The 18577-nt window shown below is 53.5% G+C and carries 8 protein-coding genes; 3 read left to right on the top strand and 5 right to left on the bottom strand.

All coding sequences use genetic code 11. The annotated features are described in order from the left end of the window. Positions 1 to 11 precede the first annotated feature (11 nt). The 5 genes from QN359_RS09220 to katG form a co-directional block, all read right to left on the bottom strand. Positions 12 to 1241, bottom strand: a complete 1230-nt coding sequence (locus tag QN359_RS09220; RefSeq protein ID WP_322248174.1) for an NAD(P)/FAD-dependent oxidoreductase — start codon at positions 1239 to 1241, stop codon at positions 12 to 14. Beyond that, a complete protein-coding gene (nirD, locus tag QN359_RS09215; protein ID WP_322248173.1) occupies positions 1238 to 1585 on the bottom strand; it encodes a nitrite reductase small subunit NirD in 348 nt (115 codons plus the stop codon). Before nirD ends, QN359_RS09220 begins: the two co-directional genes overlap by 4 nt. A gap of 31 nt (positions 1586 to 1616) precedes the next feature. Continuing rightward, positions 1617 to 4190: a nitrite reductase large subunit NirB gene (nirB, locus tag QN359_RS09210; protein ID WP_322248172.1), complete on the bottom strand. Its 2574-nt coding sequence runs from the start codon at positions 4188 to 4190 to the stop codon at positions 1617 to 1619. Positions 4191 to 4200: 10 nt separating this feature from the next. Continuing rightward, positions 4201 to 5517, bottom strand: a complete 1317-nt coding sequence (locus tag QN359_RS09205) for an MFS transporter (protein ID WP_322248171.1) — start codon at positions 5515 to 5517, stop codon at positions 4201 to 4203. 867 nt (positions 5518 to 6384) lie between these two features. After that, the gene (gene katG, locus QN359_RS09200) at positions 6385 to 8616 is read right to left on the bottom strand and encodes a catalase/peroxidase HPI (RefSeq protein ID WP_322248170.1); all 2232 of its coding nucleotides are present in this window, start codon (positions 8614 to 8616) and stop codon (positions 6385 to 6387) included. A 465-nt stretch (positions 8617 to 9081) separates the two neighbouring features. On the opposite strand from katG, the gene QN359_RS09195 reads away from it, so the two are divergent. The 3 genes from QN359_RS09195 to QN359_RS09185 all read left to right on the top strand — a co-directional run bounded on the left by QN359_RS09195 (position 9082) and on the right by QN359_RS09185 (position 18475). Further along, positions 9082 to 9327 (top strand): hypothetical protein, encoded by a 246-nt coding sequence (locus QN359_RS09195; RefSeq protein ID WP_322248169.1) that lies wholly within the window; start codon positions 9082 to 9084, stop codon positions 9325 to 9327. Continuing rightward, positions 9314 to 9631, top strand: coding sequence for a hypothetical protein (locus QN359_RS09190; protein ID WP_322248168.1), 318 nt, complete (start codon positions 9314 to 9316; stop codon positions 9629 to 9631). Before QN359_RS09195 ends, QN359_RS09190 begins: the two co-directional genes overlap by 14 nt. Before the next feature lie 129 nt (positions 9632 to 9760). Beyond that, positions 9761 to 18475: a GH36-type glycosyl hydrolase domain-containing protein gene (locus QN359_RS09185; RefSeq protein WP_322248167.1), complete on the top strand. Its 8715-nt coding sequence runs from the start codon at positions 9761 to 9763 to the stop codon at positions 18473 to 18475. Positions 18476 to 18577: the final 102 nt, after the last annotated feature.

The raw sequence follows: 18577 nt of genomic DNA, 5'->3' as shown, positions 1-18577 counted from the left end.
TTGATTCCTGATCAGGAGACGGGCGCACACAGCGCTTGCCCAAATAATAATTGATTGCGTAAAGCCGAGATGTCGGTGCGGCGTTGAATTAAATCAAAGTACCAAGGACCGTCTTTGACATCGCCGACCAGCACGGCACCTACAATCAAATTCGCTTGCAACACCAAACGCTTGTAGATACCACGGCGCGGATCGCGCATCACCAATTCTTCACTGCCATCGGCACCGATGAAGTCGCCCGCCGAATACAAATCTACCCCGGTCACTTTGAGTTTAGTCGCCGTGGCTTGCTGCACATAGCGGCGATGTCCGGCACCAGCCAGATGGGCCCCGCACACACGCGCTTGCTCCCAGATCGGCGCCACCAAACCGAAGGTTGCGCTGCGGTGTTGGACGCACTCGCCGACGGCATAAATGCGCGGATCATAGGTTTGCAGCGTGTCATCGACCACAATCGCGCGTTCGCAATGCAAGCCGGCTTGTTTCGCCAAAGCTATATTCGGACGCACACCGACTGCCATGACCACCAAATCGGCGGCAATTTCAGTACCATCGGCGAAGCGTACTGCGCTCACCCTTTGCGTGCCGATAATTTCGCTGGTCGTGGCGGCCAATAAAAAATTCATGCCTTTGCGTTCCAAGGCTTGCTTGAGCAATAAGGCGGCCGACTTGTCTAATTGCCGTTCCATCAAGCTGTCGCAGACATGCACGACCGTCACGATCATCCCTTGCCGCAGCAAGCCGTTGGCTGCTTCCAAGCCTAACAAGCCGCCGCCTATCACCACCGCATGGCGATGTGTACGGGCAGCTTGCAACATGGTTTCGACATCTTCGAGATCGCGAAATGCAATCACGCCTGGTAAATCATGGCCGGGGACGGGAATGATGAAGGGGCTGGAACCGGTGGCCAACAACAAGCGATCATAGGCGACCTCGGTGCCGGCACGCGAGCGCACGATGCGGCGCTGACGATCGATGTCCACCACCGGGTCACCGGCATGCAAAGTGATTTCATGTTGCGCATACCATTCGCGCGTATGCAACATGATGTCGGCCACTTGTTTATCACCAGCCAACAAGGGCGACAACAAGATACGGTTATAGTTACCATGCGGCTCGGCACCGAAGACCGTGATGTCGTACAAGTCGGGGGCCAGCTTGTGCAATTCTTCCACCGTACGCATGCCGGCCATACCATTGCCGATCACGACTAAGGACGGTTTGGCGGCCGGCGTACTCATATGCCGACCCAGATTTGACCATCAGTAATACGGGCCGGATAGGCTGAGACCGAATGTTCCGGTGCTTCCAAACACTCTCCGGTTTGCAAATCGAAGTGATGCTTGTAAATCGGCGAGGCCACGACGATGCGCTCGGCCAAATTACCGACCAAGCCGCGCGCCAATACGGCAGCACCGGCATTGGGGTCGTAATTATGAATCGCAAACACGCGCGATTGACCATCGTCGACATGAAACACCGCGACTTGCTCGCCCTCAAGCAGCGCACACACGCCGGTATTGGGTAGGATTTGATCAAGCCGACAAACGGCCAACCAATGATTACTGCGACTATCGTTATGCATCATGATTCCTTCTCTGGATAGGACTGATTCATCATTCGACCAATTCGGCAATCGGGATCACGCCACGTTCTTGCAAGCTAGCCGGGCGAATTTGCCCACGTTCTTGCATAAACACTACGTTCTGATCGGCCTGATCGCTGTTGACAAAATGACGGAAACGCTGGCGCGTGGCAGGATCATTGACGGCTTTTTTCCATTCACACTCATAGGTATCGACCACTTGCTGCATCTGCGCTTCCAACTCGTCGGCCAGCAGCAGTTTGTCTTCTACCACCACCTGTTTGAGGTAGTCGAGACCACCTTCGAGATTGTCGCGCCAGACGCTGGTGCGTTGCAAACGGTCAGCGGTGCGTACGTAAAACATCAAGAAGCGGTCGATGTAACGAACCAGCGTCGTCTTATCGAGATCGGCGGCGAGCAATTCCGCATGGCGTGGCTTCATGCCGCCATTGCCGCAGACGTAAAGATTCCAACCTTTTTCGGTGGCGATAATACCGACATCCTTGCTTTGCGCCTCGGCGCATTCGCGCGTGCAACCCGACACCCCGAATTTGATCTTATGCGGCGAACGCAAGCCTTTGTAACGATTTTCCAGTGCAATCGCCAAGCCCATGCTGTCATCGACGCCATATCGACACCAAGTCGAGCCGACGCAAGACTTCACCGTGCGCAGCGATTTGCCGTAAGCATGACCAGACTCGAAACCGGCAGCGATCAACTCTTCCCAAATCAGTGGCAATTGCTCCAGGCGAGCACCGAACAAATCGACCCGCTGGCCGCCGGTGATCTTGGTGTACAGCGCGTATTTTTTGGCGACCTGCCCGACCGCGATCAAGCCATCGGCCGTCACTTCACCACCAGCCATACGTGGCACAACCGAGTAAGTGCCATCTTTTTGAATATTGCCCAAGAAATAGTCATTACTGTCTTGCAAGCTGGCATGCTCTTTCTTCAGCACGAATTCATTCCAGCACGAGGCCAAAATATTGGCGGCCAAAGGCTTGCAAATATCGCAGCCCAAGCCCTTACCATGCTGTGCCAATAAAGTAGAAAAGTCTTTGATCTGACCAACCCGGACAAAATGGTAGAGTTCTTGGCGCGAGCAAGCGAAATGCTCACAGATATGGTTATTCACCGCCAGGCCTTGCTTCTTCATTTCCGCCTTCATGATCTGCGTCACTAAGGGCACACAACCACCGCAAGCGGTACCGGCCTTGGTGCAGCTTTTCAAACTGGCGATATTGGTCGCGCCATTGCCGACGGCGGCACACAGCGCCCCTTTATTGACGTTATTGCAGGAGCAAATTTGCGCCGTATCGGGCAAAGCCTCGACCCCGAAGGCGGGCTTGGCGCTGCCATCGGCCTGCGGCAATATCAAAAATTCCGGTGCGGCCGGCAACTCGATGCGATTCAACATCATCTGCAACAAATTGCCATATTCCGTGGCATCGCCGACCATGACCGCACCGAGCAAATACTTGCCACATTCCGAGACCACGATCTTTTTATAAACTTGCTTACGCTCATCGGTAAATTGGTAGGCCCGGCTACCGAGCACGCTGCCATGCGGGTCGCCAAGACTGGCCACATCGACCCCCATCAACTTGAGCTTGGTGCTCATGTCGGCCCCGTTAAACTCCGGCAACGCGGCGACCTCAGCAACGGCCTCAACGGCGGTACTGTCACTGACTATCTGAGCTGCGGCCACGCGCGCCATTTCATACCCGGGCGCGACCAAACCGTAAATTTTTCCATCCCACAAAGCACACTCACCGATGGCGTAGACCGCTGGATCGGAAGTACGGCAACGATTATCGATGACAATGCCACCGCGTGGACCCACTGCCAAGCCGTTGTCGCGCGCCAACTCATCGCGTGGACGAATGCCGGCCGAGAACACGATCATATCGGTTTCGAGGTGACTGCCATCTTCGAAACGCATGCGGTGCGTCGCGCTGTTACCATCGACGATTTCCAAGGTGTTTTTCTGCGTGTGCGCCGTCACCCCGAGGGCTTCGATTTTTTGCCGTAAAACTCGGCCGCCGCTCTCATCCATCTGCACCGCCATCAAGCGTGGAGCGAACTCGACCACATGTGTTTCCAGCCCCATGTCGCGCAATGCTTTGGCGCACTCAAGACCGAGCAAACCACCGCCGATGACCACCCCGGTGCGCGAACGCGAGCCACATTCCTGCATCGCTTCTAAATCTTCAATGGTGCGATAAACGAAGCAATCGCGCCGTTGATTACCAGCCAAAGTAGGAACGAAAGGATAGGAACCGGTCGCCATCACCAACTTATCATACGACAAGGTTTGACTTACGCCATGCACAGTAAAACTGACTGTCTTAGCCACCGTATCGATCGATTGCGCCTTGGCATTGAGTTTGAGCGCGATGCCGCTGCGCTCAAAAAAATCGGGCGCGACCAACGATAAGTCCTCGGCCGTTTTACCGGAGAAAAATTCCGACAAATGCACCCTATCGTAAGCACCACGTGGTTCTTCACATAAGACCGTGACGTCCAAATTGCTCGCGCCGTATTCGCTCAAACTTTCTAAAAACTTGTGGCCAACCATGCCATGACCGATGACGATGATTTTCATACATTTCTCCTTAAGCAGTACGGTTCGTGGCCGCCAGCACTTGCTCAGCGCTATCAGCACTGACCGCAAAGCGTACTGCGATGGCGCATACGGCGGAGATCGTCACTAAAATGCCAAGCATGCTCAGGGTCTGTTGCACATCGCCCAAACCTTTCATCAAAAACCCTGCCAACACGGCACCGACATTGCCACCGGCACCGATGATCCCGGCCACCCCACCAAGGGCCTGACGATCGATGAAGGGCACCAAAGCGTAAGTCGCACCACAAGCCATATGGGTAAATAAACCGAAACTGAGCATAGCAATAATGGCCAGCGTCACACTGTCAGCATGGGCAAACCACAGCAAACCCAAGCCTTCGCCGAGCATCATGACAAACAGCAAAACCGCGCGGGCATTGAGCCCACTGCGTGCCGCGACACGATCCGATAAGTAACCACCGAGAGCACGCGCAAATAAGGCCAATAAACCGAAACTGGCGGCGGCTAAACCGGCAGTTTTCAAGGACAAACCGAAGTGCTCAACGTAGTAAATGGCGGCGATATTGTGAATGAAAATTTCCACGCCAAAACAAGCACCGTAAGTCACAAACAATAACCAGACCCGATGATTGCTGCTGGCAGCGCGAAAACTGGCCCAGCCGCCTTTTTTACCTGCTTCGACCACGATACCTTGCGCCCGCAACTCAGCATAATTACCTTCAGGGCAATCTTGCGTGTAACGCCAGTAGACCAGCGCCATCACCAGCATCACCACGCCTGGCACCACCAAAGCGATGCGCCAGCCCAGGCTTTCGCTGACGCCAAGCATCAACAAGGCCGTCAACAACAAGGGCATCAAGGCTTGCGCCGCACCACCGCCAGTGTTACCCCAACCGGCCGCAGCCGCATTGGCAGTACCGACCACATTCGGAGCAAACATCACCGAAGTGTGATATTGCGTGATAACAAAACTGGCACCGACAGCACCGATGCACAAACGAAAGAACAAAAAGCTTTCATAACTTTGCGACATCGCCACGCCCAATACCGGAATGGCACCGAGCAACAGCAAACCGGTATAGGTTTTACGTGGTCCGAAGCGGTCGCACATCGGGCCGACGATCAAGCGAACCAAAATTGTCACGGCAACGGCGGCGATATTGATATTGGCAATCTGGGCTAGCGTCAAATGGAATTCTGCCTTGATCACCGGCATTAACGGTGCGCAGGCAAACCAAGCGAAGAAACAGGCGAAAAACGCCATCCAGGTCAGGTGAAAGGCACGCATTTGTGGTGTTGAAAAATTCCACAAATCGATGCGGCTTGCTTTATTGGTCGTGATCATTGCTTACCCCATAAAAAAACAAAAAGGCGCCCACCCAAGCAGACACCGTGTCTGATTGTGTGGACGCCGTTGTCCGAGCAAACCCATCGTTAGATCTGCGTAAAATTTTTTACTGAATCGTCATTGATTCGGTACTTTTACCTAAGCACAGAGCGTGCCAGACTAAAAAGCAGCTGCTCCCGCCTTGCTGCAGCGTTTACTGCGCTGCCATTTGCCATGCGGATGCGGCAGGTGCGACATAACAGTGCGTGGCAGGCGGTTTTTTGGTGCACCGCACTACAAACCACATATGATCCACGTCTGAAAAAAATTCATTGAAAATCTGACTGGGGTTTGAAACCCCGGCCTTCAGAGGCTGTCGCAAAAGCCTGATGGACGCTTTTCTTACACCTGAAACACCGTATACCTCGTCATTCCCGCGTGCTTTTGGCGGGAACCTAGTGTCGTTTTTTACACTGAAAATTCCACAACTTCTGGCATTTTCAGTTAACCACGAACGCCGCTGGATTCCTGCCAAAAGCGCGCAGGAACGACGTTACGGGCGGCTGGGGTAATGATGCAGACTGAAAACCCTTTTGCGACAGCCTCTTCAGGCCGGTGAGCGACGCAGGAGCGACCCGATGGGAGGGAATGCAAACCCCTTCCAGAGTCGTTCCATCATCGCTTACGACGATCCGTTAAGTTGTTCGACATTTATCAGCAATTTCCAGGCGTGCGTGCGCAGTTAAAAAAATCGTTTGGCAATAGCGAGCGACTCTATACGCTGGCTTGGCTGCCCAATTAAATCAGCGAGACGGCGCAAAAAAAATGCCGCTCAGGGCAAACTGAGCGGCAGGATTGACGAGTTATATCACGTCGTAACAGTGTTTAAAAACGACCGAAACTATCCTCATTCATCACCTTGGTCCAGGCACTGACAAAATCACGCACGAATTTTTCTTTCGCATCGTCGGCCGCATACACTTCCACAACAGCACGTAACTCAGGATTGGAAGCAAAAATCAAATCGACCGAGCTTGCAGTCCATTTGACTTTTTTGCTGTTGAGATCATACCCTTCATACACATCGGCCATCCCGGCCGCGGGCACCCATTTCGTTGACATATCGAGCAGGTTGACGAAAAAATCGTTCGTCAACATCCCCGCGCGCGTAGTCAGCACACCGGTTTTCGCACCGTTGGTATTGGCATCGAGGGCACGTAAGCCACCGACCAACACCGTCATTTCCGGCACCGATAAGTTCAGCGTGCTGGCCTTGTCGATCAACATGGCCACCGGCGACTTGGTATTTTCCTGACTGTAATAGTTGCGAAAACCATCGGCAGTCGGTTTTAAAGCCGCAAAGGAAGTGAGATCGGTTTGACTCTGATCGGCATCGACGCGGCCCTGACGAAACGGCACTTGCACCTGCGTACCAGCCGCCTTGGCAGATTGCTCAATAGCCACTGTCCCGCCGAGCACGATCATATCGGCCAAAGAAATTTTCTTGCCGCTCTTGCTTTGGTCTTTATCAAATTGGTTTTTAATGCTTTCCAATTGCGTGATCACTGCGGCCAAGGCGGTGGGGTCATTGACTTGCCATTCGCGCTGAGGCAACAGTCGTACGCGCGCCCCATCGGCACCACCGCGCCGATCAGTTGCACGGAAGCTAGCGGCCGATGCCCAAGCCGCTTTGATCAAGTCTTTGGTCGGAATACCTGCCTGTAAGATACGGGCTTTCAAATTCTGGATATCGTTGGCATCGGCCAATTGGTAGTCGCGCTCAGGCAGTGGATCTTGCCAAATCAAATCGCCAGCCGGCACATCCGCGCCCAAATAGCGCACCTTCGGCCCCATATCCCGGTGAGTTAACTTAAACCATGCCTTGGCAAACGCCAACTCATAGGCTTTCGGGTTGTCCATGAAGTTTTTTGAAATAGCGTGATACGCAGGATCGAGTTTCAACGCCAGATCGGTGGTAAACATCATCGGCGCATGCTTGATGCCAGGATCATGTGCATCGGGAACCGTATTCGCACCCAGCCCGTTTTTCGGCTTCCACTGTATCGCGCCAGCCGGACTGGTGGTCTTCTCCCAATCGAAAGCATAAAGCAAAGCAAAATATTCATGCGTCCATTTGGTCGGATTCGTGGTCCATGCCCCTTCCAAACCGCTCGATACCGTGTCTACCCCTTTGCCGGTGCCACAGACATTGTTCCAACCCAAGCCCTGCTCTTGCAGCGTGGCCTCGCTCGGTGGTGCTTTCACGCAGGTTTCTGGCTTGTGTTTACCGTGTGCTTTCCCAAAAGTATGACCACCGGCGATCAGCGCGACCGTCTCTTCATCATTCATGCCCATGCGGGCGAAAGTTTCGCGGATCTCTTTGGCTGCCAGCAATGGGTCGGGATTGCCATTCGGGCCTTCCGGATTGACGTAAATCAAACCCATCTGCGTTGCCGCATAAGGTTTTTTCAAAGTGCCGCTCTGGTCATGCCGTTCATCGGCCAGCGCTTTCTTTTCCGGTCCCCAATCCATCTTCACCGGCTCCCAATCATCTTCTCTACCGCCACCGAAGCCATAGGTTTTGAATCCCATTTGTTCCAGAGAGACATTGCCGGCCAACACCATCAAATCGCCCCAAGACAGCGCACGGCCGTATTTCTTTTTGACTGGCCACAGCAAACGTCGCGCCTTATCCAAGTTCACATTATCGGCCCAGCTGTTCAGCGGATCAAAGCGCTGTTGCCCGCCAGATGCTCCGCCTCGGCCATCGAACAGGCGATACACGCCGGCACTATGCCATGCCATCCGGATGAAGAATGGCCCGTAAGTTCCATAGTCAGCTGGCCACCATGGCTGGGACGTCGTCAGTACCTTGGCGATATCCTGTTTCACGCTCTGCAGATTGAGCTGCTTGAACTCTTTCGCATACGAAAATTCAGCGCCATAGGGATTGGACTCCACGGCCTGTTGTCGCAAGATGCTCAGATCCAAGGCGGCCACAGGCGCTGCAGAATTGCTGCCAGCTCCAGCTTGTTCCATGGCCGAAACACTCAAACTACAGAGGGCGATGGCAATCAAAACCGCCAGCTTTCTTTTTCCAAATAAAAATATTCTCATACCAGGTATTTTCCTTTAGTGCCTCAATATTATGCAATCACCAAAGCGAAGCGCAGTAATGTTGAGCCGACATACAATGCCGGCTCAGCATATCGATGCCGCGCATTTGATGATTGTGGTCAATTGCGATGTGAAACGACTACACTTCGCCACCCAAAAAATGGCAAAAAGGGCGAGTCGCAGTGCCGCGCCCTCGGCCGATTCGACATCGTTGCACTGCCGTTGTTCCCTCATGGCATGATTGAAATCCGGCTACTTCGCAAAGCAAGCGCGCGGAATGATGAGTGCATGCAATTAACTTGAATTGATGCAATAAAAATGACGTCGACATGGGCGGCGACACGTTTGATGGCACCGCCATATAAAAAATACTACTGCCTATGTGTGGAAGCGCACAGTGTCGATCATCAAAATAGAAAATACTTGGTGCATTCGTGACCCGAACTCTCTATTAGAAAGTACATCATGCATTATCCTATCAGCAACGGTCCTTCAACTACCAAGCGTACTGTCATGTTTCTTTGTCAAAAACAAGAGGCGACCACGATGACGCCATCGACGACGATAGCAGTCAATCAAGCGCTCGCTGCCGTGCCTGACAGCGCAATCTCAGTTGATTTGGCTACCCCGCGCGCCACTACGAGCTTAAGCGACCCCATGCCACAGAATTTACTCAACAGATCAAGGAGATCCGGTCATGAAACAACGTGAAGAATATATTTTAAAAATGCAAAAACAGCTCACTGCACTCAACACCATGCTGAGCCAGTTTGAACACCAAGCCGAAGAAAAAACCACGGCAGCACACGCAAAATATCTGAAAGAAAAACACCACCTTGAGGAGCAATCAAAGAACATTCAGAAAAATTTGGCCGAGATGCGGGATGCAACGGAAGAGAGCTGGAAAAAAATGCTTTCCAGCACGGAGAAGCTACATCTTGCATTAGTCAATTCATTGCAATACTTCAAAGCTCAGCTCAAAGCGCAACGCCCACCAGACGATCAATCGCACTGATTTCTCTACGTGCGATAACGCACCGACACGCTAAGTCCCGCTGGCTACACTGAAGGCTTACCTGAGTGCCGGTTTGCCACAACAAGGATCAAGCTTTGCACTCTTCCTGAAAAAGAAAGAGGCACTTCCTTGATCAAAGTAAAAAAATATTTGTCCTATGGTTTTCGCAAGCTCGGCAACAAGTGCCAGAGCCTGCGCGTCGATTGGCGTTCGCAGCGGCCGAGCACTCTAGAGGAAACGCCGCTGCGAGCAGAATTATTCAGCGCCTCACAAATGGAGCAGCATGGCCGCATTCTGGCCAACAGCCATCAACTCAGCGCCGACAGCGGTGCCGATCACTTATTGTCACGCTTATCCGACAATGAAACCATCATCGTCAATACCTGCAAGCTGCTGACCGAAACGATACAATCAGGGAATCAGGTCACACCGGCGGCGGCATGGTTGCTCGATAATTTCTATCTGATTGAAGATCAGATACGCACGGCCAAACGCCACCTGCCACAACACTACAGCAGGGAATTACCGCGCCTGCTGCGCGACGGCAGCATAGCCCGCCCCAGAGTCTACGATATTGCACTCGAAACGGTGGCACATGGAGATGGTCGGGTCGATCCGGAAAATCTGCGTCGTTTTACCTGTGCTTACCAATCGATTACGACGCTCACCTTAGGTGAGTTGTGGGCGATTCCAATTATGTTGCGGCTCGCCCTGATTGAAAATTTACGCCGCGTGGCAACTCGACTCACCACCGCGCACAAACATCGCGAGCTTGCCATCAGCTGGGCCGATGCGATGATTTTGAGCGCCGAAGAAGATCCGAGCAACCTGATCTTATTAGTGGCAGACATGTCGCGTTCCAACCCTCCATTGGACAGCTCATTCGTCGCCGAACTGGTACGCCGCCTGCAGGGGCAGGCGCCGACCTTGACTTTACCCTTGAACTGGCTCTCGCAAAGATTGGCAGAACAAGTCCAGACGATAGACAACTTCATTCAACAAGAATCGAAAAATCAGGCTGCCGATCAATTATCGATCAGCAATAGCATAGGGAGTCTGCGCTTCTTGTCGACCATGGACTGGCGCGAATTCGTCGAAAGTATGAGTGCGGTCGAAAGTATCCTGCGGCAAGACCCGGCGCAAGTATATAAGCATATGGATTTCGCCACGCGCGACAGATATCGCCACGTGATCGAAAAAATTGCCAAGAACAGCCGCTTTGCCGAAACCGATGTGGCCAACAACGCGATTCAACTTGCCTTCAATGCCGTAGCGCAAAATGGTGAGCAGCACCGTCAGGCGCATCTCGGCTACTTTCTGATCGACGCTGGAGTAGCGCAACTGGAACAAACGCTTGAAGCCCGCGTATCGATGAGGAAAAAAATCTGTCGTTACATCAAGCAGCAAGCATTTCCCTTGTACATAGGCACCATCGCTCTACTCACTCTGAGTGCCGCGACCTTGATACTGCGTAGTGCACTCGATGGGCCATCCCACCTCATGCTACTGATTGTGCTGGCCAGTTGTACCTTGTTGATGTGCAGTCAGTTCGCCTTGGAATTAGTCAATTGGCTGGTCACACTGATGGCTAGCCCGCAAGCTTTGCCGCGCATGGATTTTTCTCAGGGCATACCGGCAGAATCCAGCAGCTTGGTTGTGGTCGCCACCATTTTGACGAGCAAGGATAATATCGATCAACTGAGCGATGCCATGGAAGTACGTTTCTTGGCAAATCGCGACGAGCATCTGCGCTTTTGTCTGCTGAGCGACTTCGCTGATGCCGATCAAGAAGTGCTGAGTACAGATGAAGACTTGCAACAACACGCCAAACGCAACATCGACAACTTGAACCGGAAATACCCGCGCGCTGACGGTAGCTTTTTTATACTACTGCATCGTGCCCGCCTCTGGAATCCGAGCGAAAACAGGTGGATGTCGTTTGAACGAAAACGCGGAAAATTAAACGCCCTGAACAATTTTCTACGCGATGTCGCGCCTTGCGCATTTTCTTTTATCGCCGGCGATACCAGTGGGCTTGGGCTAACAAAATATGTCATTACGCTCGATACCGATACCGAATTGCCGCGCGAAGCGGCATCGATCTTCATCGCGACGATGACGCATATCTTGAACCGGCCGCAATTCGACGCACAACGCCTGCTGGTCACCGAAGGCTACGGGATATTGCAGCCGCGCATAGCCGTCGGCGTACCCTCGTCTGCCGCATCGCACTATGAATTATTGTACGGTGGGGAGGTCGGCATGGATCCCTACACACGCAGCGTCTCCGACGTGTATCAAGATATCTTTGCCGAAGGTTCTTTTATCGGCAAAGGCATTTACGACATCGACGCCTTCGAAGGCGCATTACATGCCAGAATGCCGGAAAACCGGATCTTAAGCCATGATCTGCTGGAAGGTTGTTATGCGCGCGCGGGTTTGCTCAGCGATGCCACGCTCAGCGAGCCCTACCCAAGCAGCTACCTGAGCGATATGCGCCGACGTCAACGCTGGGTGCGTGGCGACTGGCAACTCGCCTCTTGGTTACTCCCCCAAGTTCCCGGCACGACCGACGCCACAACAGGAAAAACCAGCCGTTGCACCAACCCCCTGTCAGCACTATCACGCTGGAAACTATTCGATAACCTGCGCCGCAGCCTGGTGCCGCTTGCCTATCTCGTGTTCTTGGCGAGCAGTTGGCTGAGCCTTGCTCTGGCACCACAGGCGTGGCGTTGGACTGCGGCGGCAGTGGCCTTACTCTTGCTGCCACCGCTGCTGGCACTGGCCCTGCAGTTACTCAGCAAACCGAAAGATTTACAACTCAAGCAGCATATCCGCTCTGTATTCGGCAGCGCGAAGCTGCAACTGAGCCATGTTTTTCTGCACCTATGCTTTTTGCCCTATGAAGCATGGGTGTATGGCGATGCCATCATCCGTACGCACTGGCGCCTCGCGCTATCGCATCGTCGCCTGCTCGAATGGAATCCTTCGAGCATAGAAAACGCAAGGACCCGCCACAGCTTTATCTTTACCTTGCGGCGCATGTGGATCGCCCCGTTGTTCGCCGCCATGCTGTTGATATATATGGCGCAATTTTCGGCAAGCAGCATGACGCCCTCGTTCGCGCTCTTACTCTGCTGGTTCGCTTCGCCATGGATTGCCTACCTGATCAGCTTACCGAGAGTGCGTCAAGTCAAAGAGCTGTCATTAGACCAAACGCTGTTTTTGAACCGACTTTCGCGCAAAACTTGGTTATTTTTTGAAACCCATGTTGGCCCGGAAGATCACTGGCTGCCACCCGATAATGTGCAACAGCATCCGGTCTCGGTCATCGCCCATCGCACCTCGCCAACCAATATCGGTTTATCGCTGTCAGCGAACTTAATCGCCTACGATTTCGCCTACATCACTACCGGACAATTGCTTAGCCGCACAGGCGACACCTTCTCCAGCCTGGAAAAAATGGAGCGTTATCAGGGGCATTATTTTAATTGGTACGATACACGCACGCTCGCCCCGCTCCAACCCAGATATATATCGACGGTCGACAGCGGAAATTTTAGTGCGCATTTAATGACGTTGAAATCCGGCTTATTGGAGCTGATCGATCGCCCCATCCTGCCGGCGCGTTTATTTGAAGGCTTGCGCATCACTTACCTGACCTGGAAAGAACTTGAACCGGAACCGGCACCGGCCAGTTTGCGCCATATCGGTGACGAGATCAATCAGCTTTACCGCCTGCCACCTGGCAGCGTCAGCAGCAGTTATCAGGGCATCAGCTACCTCAGCTATGTGATTGGACAATTTCAGGCAGAGCACGAAAGTAGCGCCGACTCGCCCAGTAAGATCTGGATTGATGCCCTGTCAGGGCAGTGCCGTGCGCACTTAGCCGAGATCGAACAGATGATGCCGTGGATACGCGCATCGGCAGATCAGGCGTGGTTGGAACAGTTTCCACAGTTGGCCGCAATCCCTACGCTGCGCCAACTCGCCGAGCTCAAGCAGGAAGAGTTTCCCGATGGCGAGGTGGGAGTACTGTTGCGAGCGAGCATAGATCATGCCACGCAAAGAATCACTGATATCAACAGCTTGGCCAAACAAGCGATTGACTTCAGCTTGGCTCAATACAACTTTCTCTACGACCAGACCACCCATCTCTTATCAATCGGCTACAACCTCGACGAACGTCGTTGCGATGCTGGCAGCTATGACCTGTTGGCGTCAGAAGCAAGGCTTGCCGCATTTGTCGGCATCGCGCAAGGGCAACTCCCGCAGGAAAGCTGGTTTGCGTTGGGACGTCAACTGACCATCGCCGGCGGCGAACCGATCTTGCTGTCCTGGAGCGGTTCGATGTTTGAATACCTGATGCCCTTGCTGATCATGCCCAGTTTTCCCCACACCTTGTTGGAGCAAACCTATCATTCAACGGTACAAAGACAAATTCAATACGGTCAACAACGCGGCGTGCCTTGGGGCATATCCGAATCAGGCTATAACGCCTTCGACACCAATCTGAACTATCAGTACCGCGCCTTCGGCGTACCGGGGCTCGGCTACAAGCGCGGTTTGGGAGACGACCTGGTAATTGCACCGTATGCCTCGATGATGGCCTTGATGGTTACGCCCGAAGCAGCATGCGATAACTTGCAAAGACTGTCCGAACTGGGCTTTGAAGGGCAATTCGGTTTCTTTGAAGCCATTGACTATACGCCGGTTCGTTTGCCACGCGGGCAAACGCACGTACTGATCCGTTCCTTCATGGTCCATCATCAAGGTATGGGATTGCTGGCGCTCGCCTACCTACTATTAGACAAACCACTGCAAAAACGTTTTGAGGCCGATGCCTTATTCAAAGCCGCCACCCCTCTGTTATATGAACGTGTGCCACAAATCAGCGCCAACTACGCCAACACAAGCGAGCTGGCCGATATACGCAGCAGTACGAAGGAGCAGGAGACACCGCTGCGTATTCTGTCGCTGTCGAACTCGAAAACACCGGAAGTTCAGTTGCTCTCGAATGGCCGTTACCACCTGATGGTAAGCAGTTCCGGCGGTAGCTATAGCCGTTGGAATGAGCTCGCCTTGACGCGTTGGAATGAGGATGGCACGCGCGACAACTGGGGCAGTTTTTGCTACGTCCGAGACTGTGAAACGGGCAGTTTCTGGTCAACGGCCTTACAACCTTCACTGGTCACGACGCCTGACTATACAGCGGTATTTTCTGAGGGCCGGGCCGAATTCCGCCGGCGCGACAAACAACTCGATTTACACACGGAAATCGTGGTGTCACCGGAAGACGATATCGAATTGCGCCGTACTCACATCGTCAACCGCTCGGGCCGACCACGCACGATAGAATTAACCAGTTACGCCGAAGTTGCACTGGCACCGCCTTCCGCCGACAGCATGCACCCGGCCTTCAGTAAATTGTTTGTACAAACGGAAATTCTGCCCGATCACAGCGCCATTTTATGCGTACGCCGGGCGCGCTCGGTGGATGAAAAAGTGCCGACCATGTTCCATTTGATGGCGCTGCACGGCGCCGACGCCGATGAGGTGTCATATGAAACCGACCGCATGCAATTTATTGGCCGCGGCAATACCTGCGTCTCCCCCGAGGCGATGCATCATCCCGGTGCCTTGTCGAACAGCGCGGGCTCGGTGCTCGACCCTATCGTCGCCATCCGCTATCGGATTTCCTTGGCACCAGAGCAGAGCGTCACCCTCGATCTGGTCACCGGGATCGCGGACACACGCGAACAATGCCTGACCCTGATTGAAAAATATCGCGATCAGCATCTGGCTGACCGCGTGATTGAACTTTCTTCGACACATAGCCAGGTTGTCTTGCGGCAATTAAATATCAGCGAAAAAGATGCGCAATTGTATGCACGCCTGGCCAATTCGCTGATTTACGTCAATCCGTTGATGCGTGCAACCCAGGATATTTTAATGCAAAATTATCGTGGTCAATCTGCACTGTGGAGCTACGCCATCTCCGGTGACTTACCTATCGTCCTGCTACAAATCAGCGATCAAGAGCATATTGAGCTGGCCCGCCAGTTAATACAAGCGCATGCCTATTGGCAATCGCGCGGCGTGGCCGTCGACTTGGTGATTTGGAATGAAGACCACGCCAGCTACCGACAAATCTTGCAAGACCAAATTGTCGGTTTAATCTCCTCCGTGATCGGTTCACATGCGCTGGAAAAACCGGGTGGCATCTATGTGCGCGCCGCCGAGCAAATTTCTCATGAAGACAGAATTCTGTTTCAATCGGTTGCCCGCATCATCCTCAACGATCAGCGCGGTAGTCTGGTTGATCAATTGAACCGGCGCGACCTCGGCGACCTCCGTCTGAAAGAGTTCATTCCGCTCAAAAAACGACACAGCTATTATTCCAAAGCGGGCGCATTACCGAGCTTGGCCGCTGCATCACGTCAATTTGATAATGGTACCGGCGGTTTTTCTACCGATGGCAGAGAATACCTGATTACCACGAATGCCAAACAGCGCACCCCGGCACCATGGGTAAATGTGCTGGCCAACCCTGTCTTCGGCAGCGTCGTCTCGGAAAGCGGTCAAGCCTATACCTGGTCGGAAAATGCGCATGAATTCCGGCTCTCGCCGTGGCATAACGATCCGGTCAGCGACAGCAGCGGCGAAGCCTTTTACATCCGCGATGAAGAAACCGGGCAATATTGGTCACCGACTGCCCTACCCTGCAGCGGCAAAGGCGACTACCACACCCGCCATGGTTTCGGTTACAGCATATTCAGTCATACCGAAGACGGCATCGCTTCTGAACTCAGCGTATTCGTCGATCAAACCGCCCCGATCAAATATGCGGTACTGCACATTGCCAATCGCTCCGACCAGCACAGAAGCTTGTCCGTCACCGGCTATGTCGAGTGGGTGCTCGGTGATTTGCGTAGCAAATCAGCCATGCACATCGTCACTGAAATCGCCGTGGATGGCAATGGCATTTGCGCCCGCAATCCCTACAATACCGACTTTACCGGCCGCACCGCCTTCTTTTGCGTTGATCAAACGTCCTGTACCGTCACTGCCGATCGTAACGAATTTATCGGCCGCAACGGTACATTGCAAGAGCCTGCAGCCATGAACAGAAGCCACCTGTCGGGCAAATTGGGGGCCGGCCTCGACCCCTGTGCCGCGCTACAAGTTGGCTTCAAACTGAAACCCGAACAAGAACGTACCTTGGTTTTTATCCTCGGCGTGGCCGAGCAGAAATCAAGCAGCGCGAAAGAGTTGATTTTGCGCCATAGAAACGCCACAGCCGCACAAACTGCGTGGCGCGACACCGAACACTATTGGCGCACGACGCTGGGCACCGTTCAGGTCAACACGCCTGACTCTGGATTGAATATTTTAGCCAACGGTTGGTTACTGTACCAAACCATTGCTTGCCGCTTGTGGGCACGCAGCGGCTATTATCAATCGGGCGGCGCATTTGGCTTTCGCGATCAGTTACAAGATACGATGGCATTAGCGCACACCGGACATGAGATGGCCAAACAACAGATCTTGCGCTGCGCGGCACACCAATTTATTGAAGGCGACGTTCAACATTGGTGGCATCCACCGACCGAAAGAGGCGTGCGTACCCATTGCTCGGATGATTATTTATGGTTACCACTGGCGGTCGCACGTTATGTCAGCAATACCGGTGACATCGACATCCTGCAAACCATCATTCCGTATATCGAAGGGCGCGAGGTCAACCCGGCCGAAGATTCCTACTACGATCTGCCGCATCGTTCGGCTCGATCTGGCACCCTGTACGAGCATTGTATGCAAGCGATCGAACACGGCCTGCGCTTCGGCCAACACGGCCTGCCCCTGATGGGCTCGTGCGACTGGAACGATGGCATGGACCAAGTCGGCCACCTTGGCCAAGGCGAAAGCGTTTGGCTGGCTTTCTTTTTATACGAGGTGTTAATCAAATTCTCAGAACTGGCGCTAGCTAGCGACGATATCAGCTACGCCACGCATTGCCGCGAACAAGCGCAACTGATTGGGCAACATATCGATACCGCAGCGTGGGATGGTGCCTGGTATCGCCGCGCCTACTTCGACGATGGCAGCCCCTTGGGATCGGCGCTCAACAGCGAATGCCAGATCGATTCGATCTCGCAAAGCTGGGCCATCCTGTCCGGTGCCGGCGATCGTCAGCATGCGCTTAAGGGTATGGAATCGCTGCATCAACGACTGGTCAAACCATCGACTGGCATCATTCAGTTGCTCGACCCGCCGTTTGATCAAGCAGAAAATAATCCCGGCTACATTCGCGGCTACGTTCCCGGCGTCAGAGAAAACGGCGGGCAATACACCCATGCGGCAATCTGGGCAGCCATGGCTTTTGCCAAGATGGGGAACGCCCGTCATGCCTGGGAAGCGTTCGACATCATCAATCCTATTAATCACAGCAATACCAGTGAAAAAATCTCGCGCTACAAAGTAGAACCCTATGTCATTGCTGCCGACGTGTATGCCGTCGCCCCGCACGTCGGCCGCGGCGGCTGGACTTGGTACACCGGTTCTGCCGGCTGGATGTACCGACTGATCACGGAGTCTTTGCTGGGCCTGCAGCGTCATGGCCAGCAACTCAGCATTACCCCCTGCCTGCCGGCCGAGTGGGACTCGTATCAGTTACAATATCGCTATTTGGAGACAGACTATCTGATTGACATCCACACCCTGAACTCGCCTGACAGCAAACCGAGCTTGTATATCGACGGTGTGTTGTCGGAGAATTTATTCATCGAGTTACAGAATGACCGACAACGACATCAGGTACAGCTCAATATCAACAGGCCCTAGGGAAGCGCGCCAAGCAGTAAAAAGGCCGCTGTGTTCGCCAGCGCACAGAACAGATTTGTGCGATACCTCAAGATAGCTTGTGCGCCGACAAACCGCTTCGGC

The organism is Undibacterium sp. 5I2, from assembly GCF_035019605.1.
Classification (GTDB): Bacteria; Pseudomonadota; Gammaproteobacteria; order Burkholderiales; family Burkholderiaceae_D; genus Undibacterium.
This window is presented reverse-complemented; position numbering and strand designations above follow the sequence as displayed.

Coding starts and splice junctions, on each gene's coding strand:
- QN359_RS09205 (WP_322248171.1), bottom strand. CDS start 5,517: ATGATCACGACCAATAAAGCAAGCCGCATCGATTTGTGGAATTTTTCA.
- katG (WP_322248170.1), bottom strand. CDS start 8,616: ATGAGAATATTTTTATTTGGAAAAAGAAAGCTGGCGGTTTTGATTGCC.
- nirD (WP_322248173.1), bottom strand. CDS start 1,585: ATGCATAACGATAGTCGCAGTAATCATTGGTTGGCCGTTTGTCGGCTT.
- QN359_RS09195 (WP_322248169.1), top strand. CDS start 9,082: ATGCATTATCCTATCAGCAACGGTCCTTCAACTACCAAGCGTACTGTC.
- QN359_RS09190 (WP_322248168.1), top strand. CDS start 9,314: ATGAAACAACGTGAAGAATATATTTTAAAAATGCAAAAACAGCTCACT.
- nirB (WP_322248172.1), bottom strand. CDS start 4,190: ATGAAAATCATCGTCATCGGTCATGGCATGGTTGGCCACAAGTTTTTA.
- QN359_RS09220 (WP_322248174.1), bottom strand. CDS start 1,241: ATGAGTACGCCGGCCGCCAAACCGTCCTTAGTCGTGATCGGCAATGGT.